Source organism: Streptomyces sp. NPDC031479 (genome assembly GCF_055581065.1).
In genome coordinates this window covers 13899-30479 of record NZ_JBVIKC010000002.1, presented here as the reverse complement: position 1 = coordinate 30479, position 16581 = coordinate 13899, and the positions used below count along the sequence as shown (strand labels likewise).

The window sequence follows — 16581 nt, the reverse complement described above, 5'->3', positions numbered from 1 at the left end:
CTACAGACCGACCTCGCGCATCAGCATTCCGACCTCGGTGTTGGTCAGGCGGCGCAGCCAGCCCGACTTCTGGTCGCCCAGCTCGATCGGGCCGAACGAGGTGCGCACGAGCTTGTCCACCGGGAAGCCGGCCTCGGCCAGCATGCGGCGGACGATGTGCTTGCGGCCCTCGTGGAGGGTCACCTCGACCAGGTAGTTCTTGCCGACCTGGTCGACGACGCGGAAGTGGTCGGCGCGGGCGTAGCCGTCCTCCAGCTCGATGCCGTCCTTGAGGCGCTTGCCGATGTCGCGCGGCAGCGCGCCGGTGATCGCGGCGACGTAGGTCTTCTTGACGCCGTACTTCGGGTGCGTGAGGCGGTGGGCCAGCTCACCGTGGTTGGTGAGCAGGATGATGCCCTCCGTCTCGGTGTCGAGCCGGCCGACGTGGAAGAGACGGGTCTCACGGTTGGTGACGTAGTCGCCGAGGCACTGGCGGCCGTCCGGGTCCTCCATCGTGGAGACGACGCCCGCGGGCTTGTTCAGCGCGAAGAACAGGTACGACTGGGTGGCCACGGTCAGGCCGTCCACCTTGATCTCGTCCGACGGCTGGACGCGCTTGCCCTGCTCCAGCACGATCTCGCCGTTGACCTCGACGCGGGCCTGCTCGATGAGCTCCTCGCACGCGCGGCGCGAGCCCATGCCGGCCCGGGCGAGCACCTTCTGCAGGCGCTCGCCCTCCGCCTCGGCACCCGGGAAGGTCTTCGGGGTCTTGATCACGGGCTTGTCGGCGTACCGGTCGCGCACGCGCTCCTCGATCCGCGCGTCCAGCTCGCGGGGACGGGATTGGCCGCTGCGGCTGCCGGGGCCGCTGCGCGGGCCGCCGGCCCCGCCGATGCCGGGGGTCCTGGAGGTCTTGGGGCCGCCCTTGGCACCGCCGCGCGCCGCCGCGCCACGGGCGCCGCCGCCACCGGCGCGGGGGCCGCTGCGGCCGCTGCGCTCGCCCTCGGGGCCGACGTCGTAGCGGCGCTCCTCGGGGCGGGGGTTGCGGGGGCGCTGGGGCGCCTGGTCACGGTCGCGGTCGTAGCCGCCACCCTGGGACCCGCCGGAGGAGGAGCCGCCGCGGTAGCCACCACCGCCGGAGGAGGAGCCGCCGCGGTAGCCGCCACCGCCGGAGGAGGAGCCACCGCGGTAGCCACCCCCACCGGAGGAGGAGCCACCGCGGGAGTTGCCGCCGGAGGAGGAGCCGCCGCGGTAGCCACCGCCGCCGGAGGAGGAGCCGCCGCGGGAGTTACCGCGTCCGCCACCACCGCCGCCGCTGTTCCTGTTGCCGCCGCCGTTGCCGTTGCCGCTGCTTCGCATCAAAGTTCCGTCGTCTTGTCGTCTTCATCGGTATCCGGTGCGTCCGGATCGAACGACGGAACACCCTCTTGCGTCTCTGCTTCGATCGCGTCCGCCTCGGGGAGGAAGGGCGCGAGCTCCGGGAGCTCGTCCAGGCCGCGCAGGCCCATCCGCTCCAGAAAGTAGTTCGTCGTCCTGTACAGGATCGCACCTGTTTCGGGTTCCGTGCCCGCCTCGGCCACCAGACCCCGCTGCAGGAGGGTCCTCATGACCCCGTCACAGTTGACCCCGCGGACCGCCGAGACCCGCGAGCGGCTGACCGGCTGGCGGTACGAGACGACCGCCAGGGTCTCCAGGGCCGCCTGGGTGAGCCGGGCCTGCTGGCCGTCCAGGACGAAGGCCTCGACGGCGGCGGCGTAGGCGGGCCGGGTGTAGAAGCGCCAGCCCCCGGCGACCTCGCGCAGCTCGAACCCGCGCCGCTGCGCCGTGTACTCGTCGGCCAGTGCCACGAGGGCCGAGGCGACCTCGCGCGGGGCGCGCTCCAGCACCTTGGCCAGGTGCGCCACCGTCGCGGGCTCGTCGACCACCATCAGGACGGCCTCCAGGGCCCCCCTCAGGTCCAGCTCCTGCGTCGTCGTCATTCGCGTACCTCCACGACCTGGTCGAACTCGTCGGTCACCGTCGGCATCCCGTCGCCGTCCCCGCCGCTCCACCGGACCGTGAGCGTGAGCAGGGCGTCCTCCTGGTCGAGGACCACGGCCTTCTCCCGGTAGAGCTCCAGGAGGGCCAGGAAGCGGGCGACGACCGTGAGGGTGTCCGGGGCGTCCTCGGTCAGCTCCTGGAAGGTGGCCTCGCCGCGCGCCTTGAGCAGGCGCACGACGAGCCCCGCCTGTTCCCGCACGCTGACGAGGGGGGCGTGGATGTGGTCGACGTAGACCTCGGGCTTCGCCTTCGGCTGCATGGCGCGCACCGCGAGGCGGGCGAAGCCCTCGGCGCCGATGGCGATGACCACGTCGGGCAGCAGCTCGGCGTGGTGCGGCTCCAGCCCCACGGTGCGGGGATAGCGCCTGCCCTCGTCCTCGGCACGGGTCTCGAAGATCGCGGCGATCTGCTTGTACGCCCGGTACTGGAGCAGCCGGGCGAAGAGCAGGTCCCGCGCCTCCAGCAGGGCGAGGTCGGCCTCGTCCTCCACCTCGGCGGCGGGCAGCAGGCGGGCGGCCTTGAGGTCGAGCAGGGTGGCCGCGACCACGAGGAACTCGGTGGTCTGGTCGAGGTCGCCTTCGGGTCCCATGGCGCGGAGGTGCGCCATGAACTCGTCGGTGACCTTGGACAGCGCGACCTCGGTCACGTCCAGCTTGTGCCGGGAGATCAGCTGCAGCAGCAGGTCGAAGGGGCCCTCGAAGTTCGCGAGCCGCAGCGTGAACCGCCCGTCGCCGCCCGCGGGGGCGTCCGCGCCGGCCGGCCGGCGCGGCGGTCCGTCGGCACCGTCCCCCTCGGCCTCCTCCGGGAGCGTGGCGGGCCCGTCAGCGGCCCCCGGGGCCCCTACGGCCCCGTCCCCGCCCACGGTCCGCCCGGGGCCCTCAGCGGACTCCTCGGCGGTTTCCGCCGGCTCCGGCTCCTCGGCCGCTCCTGGGCCGCGCCCCAGGCTCCGGCGGGCGGGGCGGGCGGCGGGGTGGTTCGGGGGCATCGCGGTCCAGGGTGGTACGGAGGACGGCCGGGCGGCCACGAGCAGCCTAGGCCCTGTCCGGGCGGATGTACGGGTACGCCGGGTCCGTGCGGACGACGGATCCACGGGGTGCCCGGTCCGGGCGGTTGTACGGGGTACGGGCCACGCCCGTCGGGGCGGACGCACGGGGCACGCCGTGACGGGCGGCTGTACGGGCGCACCCGCGCCCGGGGGTTCCCGCGAGGCCCCCTTCCCGCACGGCCCGGCGGCGGCGGCGCGGACGCCCGCCGGAACGCGGGGGTGATCACCAACCGCCCCCGAGGGCGTCCGGCCCCCCGGTCCGGCCGACGGGACGGAACACCGTCGGGGCGGAGCGTGCGAGGGCCGCGGTCACCCGGCCACCCGCGTTCCCGGGCCGGGGACGCCGGGCGGGTGGCACCGGCACCCGGACCGGGCGGCGCGGAGGGTCAGCGGCCGCGCAGGCGGCGGACCAGGATGCTCGCGTCGCCGCGGGACTCCAGGTCAGCGAGGACCACCGCCACCGCCTCGCGCACGATGCGCCCGCGGTCGACGGCGAGCCCGTGCTCCCCGCGCAGCACCAGCCGGGCGTGCTCCAGGTCCATGAGCTCCTCGGCGGAGACGTAGACCGTGATCTTCTCGTCGTGCCGTTCACGTCCGCTGGGCCGCCGGTTCGCTCCCCGGCCCTGCCCCTTGCCGGGCCGGGGCGAGGACGCCCCGGCGGCGGTGGCAGAACCTTCCTGCGGCCTGCGCTGCGCGCCCACCGCCGGATCGCCGGCCTCCCGGCCGCCGCGTCCGTCGCCCGTCGTCCTCGTCGTGCCGTCCGCCGGTGCCGCGTGCTCCGTCCCTCCGGCCGCGGGCGCCTCCTCGGCGCCCCGCCGCGGCGAGGACGACTGGAGGGCCATCCCCCCGGTCGTACGGAACAGTTCGTCCGCTCCGGGCAGACTCACTCGGCGGGACACCGGGCGAGCACCTCCCTGGCCAGCTGGCGGTAGGCGGCGGCGCCGACGGAGTTGGAGGCGTACGTGGTGATCGGCTCACCGGCGACCGTGGTCTCCGGGAAGCGCACCGTGCGGCCGATGACCGTGTGGTAGACGTGGTCGTCGAAGGCCTCGACGACGCGCGCGAGCACCTCGCGGCTGTGCACCGTGCGGGAGTCGTACATCGTGGCGAGGATGCCGTCGAGCTCCAGCTCCGGGTTGAGCCGCTCCTGCACCTTCTCGATCGTCTCGGTCAGCAGCGCGACACCGCGGAGGGCGAAGAACTCGCATTCCAGCGGCACGATGACCTTGTGAGCCGCCGTCAGGGCGTTCACGGTCAGCAGGCCGAGCGAGGGCTGACAGTCGATCACGATGTAGTCGTAGTCGGCCATCAGGGGCTTGAGCGCCCGCTGGAGCGTCGACTCGCGCGCGACCTCGCTGACCAACTGCACTTCGGCGGCGGACAGGTCGATGTTGCTCGGCAGCAGGTCCATGTTGGGGACCGCGGTCTTGAGCAGCACCTCGTCGGCCGACATGCCCCGCTCCATGAGCAGGTTGTAGACCGTCAGGTCGAGTTCCATCGGGTTCACGCCGAGACCCACGGACAGCGCACCCTGCGGGTCGAAATCGACGAGCAGCACGCGGCGCCCGTACTCGGCGAGCGCGGCACCCAGGTTGATGGTCGACGTGGTCTTTCCCACGCCGCCCTTCTGGTTGCACATCGCGATGATCTTCGCGGGACCGTGGTCGGTCAGCGGACCCGGGATCGGGAAGTACGGCAGCGGGCGTCCGGTCGGGCCGATCCGCTCACGGCGCTGGCGGGCAGCGTCGGGGGCGAGGGTGGCCGCGTACTCGGGGTCCGGTTCGTACTCCGCGTCGGGGTCGTAGAAGTGCCCTTCGGGCACGTTTTCGTAGTCGGCGAAACCAGTGGGCTTTGCGCCGCTCAGGTCGCCGGCCCTGGAGTTCACGTCTAGGCCGTCCATGCTCTTTTGGGGCGTCGTCATGTGCTGGTGGTTTGCGAAGGTGCGGACTGCGACGGAGCCGACAGCTTCGAGCCCGGCAGGACCCTGGCCCCGCTCGGGCACGGTTGCTCGACCACCCCCAGGAGCAAATGTCGACTCATTCACAAGTCGTCTTACCTCCTCGGACGTGACCAGGACACTTATCGATAGGTCAGCGTTGCACCATGCCGACGGTTGGCGACTCTATGGCGTGTCACCGCCCAGCGGCAACACAATCCGCCGGACCCGGCACGATGTGTCGGCAACCGAACACCACTCTGTCAAGGGCGTGCGAGCTGTCGCTGCGAAGTTTCGCGGGTGTGCGAAAGGGTTAAAGGGTTACGTTCGAGGCGAGTTGAGCCGGGTCGTGGGCGACCCCGCAAACGCCTCCGGCCGGACCTTGCGAGCAAGGTCCGGCCGGATACGTGAGATTGACGTCAGTCGTTGACGACTCAGCCGAGCAGCGTGCCCAGCTCAAGGGTCTGCAGGCCGTGGGCCTCGGCGACCGGACCGTAAACGACCTGGCCGTCATGGGTGTTGAGACCCAGCGCGAGCGCCGGGTCACGACGCAGCGCCTCGACCCAGCCGAGGTTCGCGAGCTGCACGATGTAGGGCAGGGTCGCGTTCGTCAGCGCGTAGGTGGAGGTGTTCGGCACCGCGCCCGGCATGTTGGCGACGCAGTAGAAGACCGAGTTGTGGACCTGGAAGGTCGGCTCGGCGTGGGTGGTCGCGCGGGAGTCCTCGAAGCAGCCGCCCTGGTCGATCGCAATGTCGACAAGGACACTTCCGGGCTTCATCTTGGCGACGAGCTCGTTGGTGACCAGCTTCGGGGCCTTCGCACCCGGGATCAGCACCGCGCCGATGACGAGGTCGGCCTCGACGACGGCCTTCTCCAGCTCGTAGGCGTTGGAGACGATCGTCTTGATCTTCGTACCGAAGATCTTGTCGGCCTCGCGGAGCTTGTTGATGTCGCGGTCCAGCAGGGTCACGTGGAAGCCCATGCCGATGGCGATCTGCGCGGCGTTCCAGCCGGAGACGCCGCCGCCGATGACCACGCACTCGCCGGCGTGGGTGCCGGGGACGCCGCCGGGGAGGACACCGCGGCCGCCGGCCGAGCGCATCAGGTGGTAGGCGCCGACCTGCGGGGCCAGACGGCCCGCGACCTCGGACATCGGGGCGAGCAGCGGGAGGGCGCGGTTGGCCGTCTCGACCGTCTCGTACGCGATGGCGGTGGTGCCGGACTCCAGCAGGGCGTCCGTGCACTCGCGGGAGGCCGCGAGGTGCAGGTAGGTGAAGAGCGTCTGGTCCTTGCGGAGGCGGTGGTACTCCTCCGCGATGGGCTCCTTGACCTTCAGCAGCAGGTCCGCGGTCGCCCAGACCTCGTCGGCGGTGCCGAGGATCTCGGCGCCGGCCGAGACGTACTCGGCGTCCGTGATCGAGGAGCCCACACCGGCGTTCTGCTCGATGAAGACCTGGTGGCCGTTGCGGACCAGCTCATGCACGCCGGCGGGCGTGATGGCGACCCGGAACTCGTTGTTCTTGACCTCGCGGGGGATGCCGACCTTCATCGTCGATCACGGTCCTTGGCTCAGGGGATATTACGGGTCACTTCCATACATACCCGCCCACAAGAACGCGCAACGGGATGCACCACGGGAAGCCGCGGTGAACCCAGTCTAATGAAGGATGAGTCGCTGTCTAGCCTTGCAAACCAATAATCTCAGTCGGAAGCACTACGGATTTCGCAGGCTGCGGGGTCATCTCCCAGCAATCTGTCGGCCGCCGACCGGTGCAGCCTGGCGGCCGCCGGGTCGCCCAGCCGGTCCAGCGTGTCGGCCAGCCTGACCTGGAGCGCGGCCTGAAGCCGCAGGTCCCCGGCCCGGCGCGCGAGCTCGATCGCGTCGCGGCAGGTGTGCAGCGATTCCGAGGGCCGTCCGGCGTACTCCTGGACCCGCGCCATCTCGCTCAACGCCTTTGCCTGGCCCGGGACATCGGCGAGCCTGCGGTACCCCGCGGCGGCCGCCCGCCAGCTGCGCAGCGCCTCCCCGTAGCGGCCGGCGTAGGTGTGCACGTTGCCGAGCCGCCCGTACAGCCTGGCCTCGTCCGCGCGCTCCCCGCGCGCGAGGGCGTGGGACAGGGCCCGGCCGAACCAGTCGGAGGCCCGCGGCCAGTCCGCCAGCTCCTGGTACGCGCCGCCTACGGATTCCATCGCGCGGCCCGTCGCGTACGGGTCCGCCGCGGCCTTTCCCGCGTCCAGCGCGGACCGGTACCGCTCCAGGGCCTCCTCGGTCCGCCCGGTCGCCGCGTCCAGATCGGCCAGGTTCAGCAGCGCGGCGGCCCGCTCCCGGTGCAGGCCGCGCCGCTCGGCCACGTCCAGGACCAGCCGGTGCAGGCCGTAGAGCTCGGGGGCGGCGGCCCCCGTGCCGCGGTGCTCGGCCAGCGCCCGCACCAGCGCGGCGACCAGCCTGCGGGCCAGCGTGTCCAGCCCGCCGTCGGCCACCGCCAGGTGGGCGGCGGCGGTCAGCGCGGGCAGCCGGGTGTCCAGCCAGGTGGCGGCGGAGCGCCGGTCGGGGAAGCGCAGGGCGCGCGGCAGCCCGTCGAGGTGCTCGCGCAGCAGGTCCTCGTCCTCTTCGGCCGTGGCCCGGCAGGAGGTCAGCAGCCGTACGGTCCGCTCCAGCATCCGGGCCCGGGCCAGCTGCACCTCGGCGGGGCGCTCCTTGGCCTCCAGCAGGGCCTGGATGAGGGGGGTGAGGCAGCCCGGCAGCAGGAACATGCCGTCGGGTGCGTGCCGTACGAGGCCCAGCCCGACGAAGTCCTCCAGGGTGGACTGCGCCGCGGCCACCGAGCAGCCGGCGAGGGCCGAGGCGGTGTGCGAGTCGAGGATCCCGGCCGGCGCGAGCGGCAGCAGCCTCAGGGTGCGCTGGGCGGGCTGCGGAAGGGACTCGTAGACCAGCCGGAAGGAACGGGCCAGCGGCCCGGCGGTGCCGACGGGCATGTCGTGGAGCTGCTTGGCCACGTCGGCGACGGCGGCCTTCGGGTGCGCGGCGAGCCAGCCCCCCGCGAGGGCCAGCGCCGCGGGCTGCCCGCCGCACTCCTCGGCGAGGCCCTCGGCGGCGCGCGGGTCGACGGTGACCCGGGTGTCCCCGATGAGCCGGGACAGCAGCTCGACGGCGGAGGGGGTCTCCAGGCCGCCCAGGGTGCAGGGGCGGACGTCGGGGATTCCCGTGAGCGGCCCTTCGGCGGTGACCACCACCAGGCACTCGGGGGTGTCCGGGAGCAGGGCGTCGACCTGGTGCGGGTCGGCGGCGTCGTCGACCAGGAGGATCACCCGCCGCCCGGCGAGCGCCTCCCGCAGGACCGCGCTCAGATCGTCCTCCCCGGCCCCGGGCGGGGTGGCGTGTCCGAGCCCCTCCAGCAGGGTCCGCACCGCCCGCTCGGTGGCGACGGTCTCCCCGCCGGGGGTGGTGAGCCGTACCCGGAGCAGACCGTCGGGGTACTGGGGGGCGACCTCGCGCACGAACGCCTCGGCGAGGGCCGTCCGCCCGGACCCGGGCCGCCCCGCGACGAGCAGCACCCGCGCGCGGGGCGCCTTGGCCTTGCGGCCCGAGAGGGTGTCGAGCCCGGTCCGTGCGATGTCCTCGCGCAGCTCCTTGAGCTCACGCCGCCGCCCGACGAAATCCGCCACGGATCCGCTCCTCTCCCTGCCTTCGGGTTGCGAGCGTAGTTCACGCAGAGCGACGACCCGTGGGGAGCGCGGCTGACAGATCGCCCGATCGGATCAGCGGATGGGCCTATTTTCCGACCTGCCCCTTTGCGGGGGGCGCCCCGGCCGGGCGCGACGGGGGGCTACGCCGTGTACGGGCGGGCGGGCCACGGGGACAGGGCCGGGCGCAGCGAGTCCAGGCCGCCCTCGGAGGCGAGGGCGGCGGAGGCCGCGAGGACCCCCGTCACCAGTCCCGGGTTGCCGAGCTCGCCCGCCAGGATCCCCCGGACCAGGTCCGCGAGCGGCACCCAGGCGACCTCCATGTCGGCCTCCTCCGAGGAGGACTCCTGGTACCGCTCCCCCTCCGCTTCCGCGACCCCGCGTGCCACGAAGATCCGGATCGCCTCGTCGGAGCCGCCGGGCGAGGCGAAGAAGTCGGCCAGCACCCGCCAGTCCTCCGCCTTGACGTGCGCCTCCTCGTACAGCTCGCGCTGCGCCGCGTGCAGCGGGTTCTCGCCGGGGACGTCCAGCAGGCCCGCCGGCAGTTCCCACAGCCGGTGCCGCACCGGGTGGCGGTACTGGCGGATGACCAGCACCCGCCCGTCCTCGTCCAGCGCCAGCACGCACACCGAGCCCGGGTGCACCTGGTAGTCGCGGCGCACCACCGAGCCGTCCGGCATCCGCACCTGGTCCGAGGCGACCGCCGTCTTCGCCCCCTCGAACGGCCGCCGGGTCGCCAGCGTCTCCCAGGTCTCGGACGTGTCCTTGATGACGTTGCCCATGCCGAATGCCCTCCACAACGCACGACAGCCGGGGTACGGATCTTCGTACCCCGGCTGCCTACGTTACCGAGCGTCAGGCCTTCTGCTGGCGCTCCACCGCGGCCTTGACCAGGCCCGCGAAGAGCGGGTGCGGCCGGGTCGGGCGGGAGCGGAGCTCCGGGTGGGCCTGGGTGGCCACCAGGTAGGGGTGGACCTCGCGCGGGTACTCGACGTACTCGACGAGCTTGTTGTCCGGGGAGGTGCCGGAGAAGACCAGGCCGGCCTTCTTCTCCAGCTCGCCGCGGTAGGCGTTGTTGACCTCGTAGCGGTGGCGGTGGCGCTCGTCGACGTACGCGTCGCCGTAGACCTCGCGGACGATGGAACCCTCGGCCAGCTTGGCCGTGTACATGCCCAGACGCATGGTGCCGCCCAGGTCGCCCGCGCCCTCGACGAAGGCCAGCTGCTCCTCCATGGTCGAGATGACCGGGTGCGGGGTGGAGGCGTCGAACTCGGTGGAGTTCGCCTCCTCGATGCCCGCCAGGTTGCGCGCGGCCTCGATGACCACGCACTGCAGGCCCAGGCACAGACCGAGCAGCGGGATCTTGTTCTCGCGGGCGTACGTGATCGCGCCGACCTTGCCGTTGACACCGCGGTCGCCGAAGCCGCCGGGGACGCAGATCGCGTCCACGTCGCCGAGGACCGCCGCCGCGCCGGCCGGGGTCTTGCAGTCGTCGGAGGTGACCCACTTGATCTGGACGCGGGCCCGGTTGGCGAAACCGCCGGCGCGCAGCGCCTCGGTCACCGACAGGTAGGCGTCGGGCAGGTCGATGTACTTGCCGACGAGCGCGACCTTGACCTCGTGGTCGGGGTTGTGGACCCGGTCCAGCAGGTCCTCCCACACCGTCCAGTTGACGTCGCGGAACGGCAGGTCGAGCTTGCGCACGACGTAGGCGTCCAGGCCCTCGGTGTGCAGCACCTTGGGGATGTCGTAGATCGACTTGGCGTCGATCGCGGCGACCACGGCCGCCTCGTCGACGTCGCACATCAGCGAGATCTTGCGCTTGATCGAGGTCGGGACCTCGCGGTCGGCGCGCAGCACGATGGCGTCGGGCTGGATGCCGATGTTGCGCAGGGCCGCGACCGAGTGCTGGGTGGGCTTGGTCTTCAGCTCGCCGGACGGGCCGATGTAGGGCAGCAGCGAGATGTGCACGACGAAGACGTTGTCGCGGCCGACCTCGTGGCGGACCTGGCGGACGGTCTCCAGGAACGGCAGCGACTCGATGTCGCCGACGGTTCCGCCGACCTCGGTGATGACCACGTCGACGTCCGCGGTCGCCATGCGGCGGATGCGGTGCTTGATCTCGTTGGTGATGTGCGGGATGACCTGCACGGTGTCACCGAGGTACTCGCCGCGCCGCTCCTTGGCGATGACCTGCGAGTAGACCTGGCCGGTGGTGACGTTGGCCGAGCCGTCGAGGTCGACGTCGAGGAAGCGCTCGTAGTGGCCGATGTCCAGGTCGGTCTCGGCGCCGTCGTTGGTGACGAACACCTCGCCGTGCTGGAACGGGTTCATCGTGCCGGGGTCGACGTTCAGGTACGGGTCGAGCTTCTGCATCGTGACCCGCAGGCCGCGCGCCTTCAGCAGCGCACCCAGGCTGGAGGCCGTCAGCCCCTTGCCGAGGGACGAAGCGACACCCCCGGTGACGAAGATGTGCTTGGTCGTCATGGATTTGGGCGGCATCGCCAAGAGGGGGCTCCCGTGGTCGCGAGGTGAGGTGCGTCCGGCGCCGTTCCGCGGAGATCCCGGGAGGGTCTCAGGGGGCGCCGAAGCTGCGGTTTCGGGGCTCCTGATTCGCACAGGCAGACCACCGGTCCACGGGGTACCAGCCTATCAGCGCCTCGACGGGTCTGCCTCCGGGCGCGCGGCGCGAGCGCCTCCCACGACTCCCCCATTACCGCCTCAAGACCGCCCTGACCTGCGCATTACCCCAGCTCACCCGTTCAGCCGAGTCACATTGTCCCAAGACTTCAGGAGATCACTAGGGTGCCGTCATACCCTGCTCGGATACCGCTGCACATCGCCGCCGAGCAGCCCGGCAAACGGCGTAACCGCGCCACTTCCGGCAATCTAGGGCTCAACGCGGGGATCCCTGCGCACAGGAGACCGCGCAACAGCGCATTGCAAGCGCCCTACGGGGCGGACGTGGCCGTTCGACTGGAGAGCAACGTGTCCGGGCGCATCGAGGATTACGCACTGATCGGGGACATGCAGACCGCGGCGCTGGTCTGCCGGGACGGGGCGGTGGACTGGCTGTGCCTGCCACGCTTCGACTCCCATGCCGTCTTCGCGAGCATTCTGGGCACCGAGGAACACGGGTTCTGGCGCATCGGCCCGGCCTTCGCGCCGGGCACGGAGCCCCCGCGGGCCGCCCGCCGCCGCTACCGGGGCGATTCGCTGGTGCTGGAGTCGGAGTGGGACACCCCCCGGGGGACCGTCCGCGTCATCGACTTCATGCCGCCCCGCGAGGACCACGCGCCGCAGCTGATCCGCATCGTGGAGGGGGTCAGCGGACGCGTCCCGATGCGTTCGGCCCTGCGGATGCGCTTCAGCTACGGCCGGGTCGTGCCCTGGGTGCACAAGGTCGACGGGCGCACCGTGGCCGTCGCCGGACCGGACTCCGTGTGGCTGGACTCCGGTACGGAGACGTACGGCAAGAACCTGACGACGTACTCCGACTTCACCGTCGGCCCCGGCGACCGGGTGGCCTTCGCCATCAGCTGGCAGCCCTCCCACAAGGGGGCCCCGGAGACGCCCGACGCCGAGGCGGCCCTTGAGGCCACCAGCGACTTCTGGCGGGAGTGGGTCTACCACTGCACGTACCACGGCCCCTACCGGGAGGCCGTGATCCGCTCCCTGATCACCCTCAAGGCGCTGACGTACGCCCCCACGGGCGGGATCGTCGCCGCGCCGACCACCTCCCTCCCGGAGGAGATCGGCGGCAGCCGCAACTGGGACTACCGCTACACCTGGCTGCGCGACGCGGCGATCACCCTGTCCTCGCTGCTGCGCACCGGCTACCGCGAGGAGGCCTCGGCCTGGCGGGACTGGCTGCTGCGCGCGGTGGCCGGCGACCCGGAGAACCTGCAGATCATGTACGGGATCGCGGGCGAGCGGGAGCTGGGTGAGACCGAGCTGGACTGGCTGCCCGGGTACGAGAACTCGGCCCCCGTACGCGTCGGCAACGGCGCCGCGCACCAGCTGCAGCTGGACGTGTACGGCGAGGTCACCGAGGCCCTGCACCTGGGCCACATGACCGGCCTGGCCCGCAACGACTACGCCTCGGTCCTCCAGCTGAAGCTGATCCGCTACCTGGAGGTCCACTGGAACGAGCCGGACGAGGGCATCTGGGAGGTGCGCGGCCCGCGCCGCCACTTCGTGCACTCCAAGGTGATGGCGTGGGTGGCGGTGGACCGCACGATCAAGCTGATCGAGAGCGGGGACGCGGACGGACCTCTGGAGCGCTGGCGCGAGCTGCGCGACGAGATCCACGCGGACGTCTGCGAGAAGGGCTACGACCCGGAACGCAACACCTTCACCCAGTCCTACGGCTCGCGGGAGCTGGACGCCTCGCTGCTGCTGATCCCGCAGATGGGCTTCCTGCCCCCGGACGACAAGCGGGTCATCGGCACGATCGAGGCGATCCAGCGCGAGCTCTCGACCCCGGACGGCTTCATCCTGCGCTACCCGACCGCCGGCGAGGAGGCCGGTGTCGACGGCCTGGAGGGGGACGAGGGCGCCTTCCTCGCCTGCTCGTTCTGGATGGCGGACGACCTGGCGATGATCGGCCGGGTCGACGAGGCCCGCCGCCTGTTCGAGAAGCTGCTGGCCCTGCGCAACGACCTGGGACTGCTCGCCGAGGAGTGGGACCCCAAGCTCCAGCGCCAGGTCGGGAACTTCCCGCAGGCCTTCAGCCACGTCCCGCTGATCGACACGGCCCTGCGGCTGACGGCGAGCGGGGCCTACGGAGGCTGACGCGCGGTCCCGTACGTGCCCGCCTAGTGTGGAAGGATCCAACGCCCCTCTCGGGAAGGGGGGGTGGCCATGGCACCCCTCTCGAAGGCGGGCACGGCTCTTGCCGCGCTCCGCGAGGATCTGGCCGGCGCGGTCTTCACCCCGGACGACGGCGGGTACGACGAGGTCCGCAGGGTGTTCAACGGCATGGTCGACCGGCGTCCGGCCGTCATCGCCCAGTGCGAGGACGAGGCGGACGTGGTCACGGCGGTCCGCTTCGCCCGTGAGCTGGACCTGCCGGTAGCGGTCCGCGGCGGCGGTCACAGCGTGGCCGGCATGGCCCTGGGCGACGGGGCGCTGGTCGTGGACCTGCGCCGGATGCACGAGGTGACGGTGCATCCGGCGGCGAAGGCCGTCCGGGTCGGCGGGGGCGCCACCATGAGCCATCTGGACCGGGCCTGCCAGCCGTACGACCTCGCCACCACCGGCGGCCGGGCCTCCACCACCGGCATCGGCGGGTTCGTGCTCGGCGGGGGCTCGGGCTGGCTGGACCGGACGTTCGGGCTGGCCGTGGACAACCTCGTCGGGGCGGACGTGGTCACCGCCGACGGCACGTGCGTGACGGCGACCGCCGCCGACCACCCGGAGCTGTTCTGGGCACTGCACGGCGGCGGCGGCAACTTCGGGGTCGTCACCTCGCTGACCCTGCGGCTGCACGAGCTGCCCGCGATGTCGATCGCGATGCTGCTGTACGCGCCCGAGCGGGGAGCCGAGGTCACGGGCGCGTACCGGGAACTCATCGCGTCCGGGCCGCGCGAGGCGAGCGGCGGCGTGATCTTCCTGACCGCCCCTCCCGAACCGTTCGTCCCGCCCCACCTGGTCGGCAGCCTGCTCTGCGCGGTCCTGCTGACCTACGCCGGCCCGGAGGAGGCCATGCGCCGGCTCGCCGCGCCCCTGCTGGCCGTGCCGCACGAGGCCGAGGTCGTCACGGCCATCCCGTACGCCGACCTCCAGTGCATGCTCGACGACCCTCCGGGCCTGCGGAACTACTGGTCCGCCGAGTACCTGACGGGCCTGCCCGACGAGGCGGTGGACGTCTTCTGCTCCCGGGCCGGTTCCATGCCGGTCCCCACCGGCACCCAGCACATCCTGTTCCCGCTGGGCGGGGCCATCGCCGACGCGCCGGACGGGTACCCCGTCCCGTACCGGGACTCGCCGTGGGCGGTGCACCCGTTCGCGATCTGGGAGGACCCGGCCGACGACGAGCGGTGCCGGCAGTGGGTGAAGGGCGTACGGGCCGACATACGGCCCTGGAGCAGCGGGGCGGTCTACCTCAACTTCACCGGCGACGAGGGCGAGGAGCGGGTGGCGGCCGGGTTCGGCGCGGACAACCTGCGCCGGCTCCGCGCGGTGAAGCGGCACTACGACCCCGACAACGTCTTCCGCTTCAACCACAACATCAGGCCCGCCTGACCCTTTGGTAGCGTCCGCGATATGGACAATCAGGGCGGGATCACGGTTCAGCGGGCACTGGAGCTGCCGGGGCTGCGCGGCGGTCTCCCGGAGGTGGTGGCCTGCGCCGACCGGCTCGGCCGGACCGTCCGCTGGGTGCACGCCGGCGAGGTCCCCAACATCGCCTCGCTGCTCAAGGGCGGGGAGCTGCTGCTGACCACCGGACTGGGGCTGGGCACCCGGCCCGCCGAGCAGCGGGCCTTCGTACGCCGTCTCGCGGACCGGGGCATCGCCGCGCTGGTGGTGGAACTCGGCCCGCGGTTCACGCGGCTGCCGGCCACCATCGTGGAGACCGCGAAGGCCGCGGGACTGCCGCTGGTGCAGCTGCACCGCGAGGTCCCGTTCGTGGCCGTCACCGAAGAGGTCCACACCGAGATCGTCAACGGGCACTACGCGCTGCTCCAGCGGGCCGAGGAGGTCCACCGGCGCTGCACCGAGGCCCTGCTGGGGGGCGGCGGGATCCCGCAGGTGCTGCGCGTCCTGGCCGACTTCACCGCGAACCCCGTCTTCCTGGAGACCGCGGACGGCCAGCTGCTGTACGCCGCCGGGCCGGGGACCGGGGACGCCGCCGCCGACCCCCTCCAGGTGTGGGAGGGCCTGCGCGGTCAGCGCGCCGCCGAACCCTCGGCGACCGCGGTCGTGGTCGACGTGCCCGGCGGTGGCCACGGCACGGGGTCGGTGCGGGCCCGGGTCGTCCTGGCCGGGGTGTCGGCGCCGCTGCTGCCGGTCCACCGGATGGCGGCGGAACGCACGGCCGGGGTCCTGGCGGTCGTCCTCATGCAGGCCCGTCAGGAGGAGGAACTGGCCGCGCGCGGCCGGGGCGACTTCCTGACGGACCTGGCGGAGGGCCGCATCTCGGCGGAGGACGCCCCGGCGCAGGCCCGGGTCCTGGGTTTCCGGCCCGGGACGGGCCCGCTGCTGCCGATCGTCATGAGGCTCTCCACCGACCTGGGGGCCTCGGGGAACTGGGCCGTGCTGGCCCGTGCGGTCCTGGAGGAGCTGTCGTCGGTCGGGGTCCCGGTGCTGCTGGGCGTCCGCCCGGTGGAGGGGCGGGTCCCGCTGCTGGTCTCGCTGCGCGCGGAGTCGGAACGCGCGGCGGTCGCCGACCGGGTCGCGGCCGCGCTGCGGGCCGGGGTGGAGCGGGCCGGCCTCGACCGGGCCGGGGCCCCGCCGGCGGTGGTCGTCGGCGTCTCGGGCAGCTGGGCGGCGGCCTCGGCCGGGCTGCGGCACGCCGCCGAGACGGCCACGGCCGCGCACGGGCTGCCGGCCCGCCCCTGGTACGACGCCCGGCGACTCGACATCGACCTGCTGCTGTGGCGGCTGCGCGAGCACCCCGACCTGGCGGCGTTCGTGGACCGTGCGATCGGGGCGCTGCGGGTCCACGACGCGAACTCGCGGCCGCCGCTCCTCCCGACCCTGGAGACGTACCTGGCCCACGCGGGCCGCAAGGCGGAGACGGCCCGGGAGCTCCACCTGAACCGCCAGACCCTGTACAACCGCCTGGCCCGCATCTCGGAGCTGCTGGGCACCGACCTCGACGACCCGGAGACGGTCCTGTCCCTCAGCCTCGCCCTCCGCGCCCGCCGCCACGCCACGCCTTCCTGACTCTCC

12 protein-coding genes are annotated in these 16581 nt (G+C 72.6%); 3 read left to right on the top strand and 9 right to left on the bottom strand.

All coding sequences use genetic code 11. The features are described from left to right. The 9 genes from ACZ5D2_RS02715 to ACZ5D2_RS02675 all read right to left on the bottom strand — a co-directional run bounded on the left by ACZ5D2_RS02715 (nt 1) and on the right by ACZ5D2_RS02675 (nt 11187). Complete coding sequence (locus tag ACZ5D2_RS02715) at nt 1-1338, bottom strand: pseudouridine synthase (protein WP_371679207.1); 1338 nt, start codon at nt 1336-1338, stop codon at nt 1-3. Beyond that, a complete protein-coding gene (scpB, locus tag ACZ5D2_RS02710; protein WP_371679206.1) occupies nt 1338-1958 on the bottom strand; it encodes an SMC-Scp complex subunit ScpB in 621 nt (206 codons plus the stop codon). Before scpB ends, ACZ5D2_RS02715 begins: the two co-directional genes overlap by 1 nt. Then, nucleotides 1955-3004, bottom strand: coding sequence for a segregation and condensation protein A (locus ACZ5D2_RS02705; protein ID WP_468926734.1), 1050 nt, complete (start codon nt 3002-3004; stop codon nt 1955-1957). Before ACZ5D2_RS02705 ends, scpB begins: the two co-directional genes overlap by 4 nt. Before the next feature lie 446 nt (nt 3005-3450). Continuing rightward, on the bottom strand, nt 3451-3963 hold the full coding sequence (locus ACZ5D2_RS02700; RefSeq protein WP_371679204.1) for a hypothetical protein: 513 nt from the start codon (nt 3961-3963) through the stop codon (nt 3451-3453). Further along, nucleotides 3948-5066 carry a ParA family protein gene (locus ACZ5D2_RS02695; RefSeq protein WP_371679203.1) on the bottom strand — a complete coding sequence of 373 codons (1119 nt, stop codon included), beginning with the start codon at nt 5064-5066 and terminating at the stop codon, nt 3948-3950. The genes ACZ5D2_RS02700 and ACZ5D2_RS02695 overlap by 16 nt, the downstream gene beginning before the upstream one ends. A 368-nt stretch (nt 5067-5434) precedes the next feature. Continuing rightward, a complete protein-coding gene (ald, locus tag ACZ5D2_RS02690) occupies nt 5435-6550 on the bottom strand; it encodes an alanine dehydrogenase (RefSeq protein WP_371679202.1) in 1116 nt (371 codons plus the stop codon). Nucleotides 6551-6702: 152 nt separating this feature from the next. Then, nucleotides 6703-8667, bottom strand: a complete 1965-nt coding sequence (locus ACZ5D2_RS02685) for a tetratricopeptide repeat protein (RefSeq protein ID WP_371679201.1) — start codon at nt 8665-8667, stop codon at nt 6703-6705. Between the two features lie 161 nt (nt 8668-8828). Then, on the bottom strand, nt 8829-9467 hold the full coding sequence (locus tag ACZ5D2_RS02680; RefSeq protein ID WP_285542019.1) for an NUDIX domain-containing protein: 639 nt from the start codon (nt 9465-9467) through the stop codon (nt 8829-8831). A gap of 73 nt (nt 9468-9540) precedes the next feature. Continuing rightward, nucleotides 9541-11187, bottom strand: coding sequence for a CTP synthase (locus ACZ5D2_RS02675; protein WP_371679199.1), 1647 nt, complete (start codon nt 11185-11187; stop codon nt 9541-9543). Nucleotides 11188-11673: 486 nt separating this feature from the next. Here ACZ5D2_RS02675 and ACZ5D2_RS02670 point away from each other — a divergent pair, with 486 nt between their 5' ends. The 3 genes from ACZ5D2_RS02670 (at nt 11674) to ACZ5D2_RS02660 (ending at nt 16575) form a co-directional block, all read left to right on the top strand. Then, on the top strand, nt 11674-13479 hold the full coding sequence (locus ACZ5D2_RS02670) for a glycoside hydrolase family 15 protein (protein WP_371681319.1): 1806 nt from the start codon (nt 11674-11676) through the stop codon (nt 13477-13479). A 69-nt stretch (nt 13480-13548) separates the two neighbouring features. Next, nucleotides 13549-14931, top strand: a complete 1383-nt coding sequence (locus ACZ5D2_RS02665) for an FAD-binding protein (RefSeq protein ID WP_468926726.1) — start codon at nt 13549-13551, stop codon at nt 14929-14931. A 21-nt stretch (nt 14932-14952) separates the two neighbouring features. Beyond that, nucleotides 14953-16575 (top strand): PucR family transcriptional regulator, encoded by a 1623-nt coding sequence (locus ACZ5D2_RS02660; RefSeq protein ID WP_371679197.1) that lies wholly within the window; start codon nt 14953-14955, stop codon nt 16573-16575. Nucleotides 16576-16581 lie beyond the last annotated feature (6 nt).

Coding starts and splice junctions, on each gene's coding strand:
- ACZ5D2_RS02715 (WP_371679207.1), bottom strand. CDS start 1,338: ATGCGAAGCAGCGGCAACGGCAACGGCGGCGGCAACAGGAACAGCGGC.
- ACZ5D2_RS02665 (WP_468926726.1), top strand. CDS start 13,549: ATGGCACCCCTCTCGAAGGCGGGCACGGCTCTTGCCGCGCTCCGCGAG.
- ACZ5D2_RS02660 (WP_371679197.1), top strand. CDS start 14,953: ATGGACAATCAGGGCGGGATCACGGTTCAGCGGGCACTGGAGCTGCCG.
- ACZ5D2_RS02675 (WP_371679199.1), bottom strand. CDS start 11,187: ATGCCGCCCAAATCCATGACGACCAAGCACATCTTCGTCACCGGGGGT.
- ACZ5D2_RS02705 (WP_468926734.1), bottom strand. CDS start 3,004: ATGCCCCCGAACCACCCCGCCGCCCGCCCCGCCCGCCGGAGCCTGGGG.
- scpB (WP_371679206.1), bottom strand. CDS start 1,958: ATGACGACGACGCAGGAGCTGGACCTGAGGGGGGCCCTGGAGGCCGTC.
- ACZ5D2_RS02680 (WP_285542019.1), bottom strand. CDS start 9,467: ATGGGCAACGTCATCAAGGACACGTCCGAGACCTGGGAGACGCTGGCG.
- ald (WP_371679202.1), bottom strand. CDS start 6,550: ATGAAGGTCGGCATCCCCCGCGAGGTCAAGAACAACGAGTTCCGGGTC.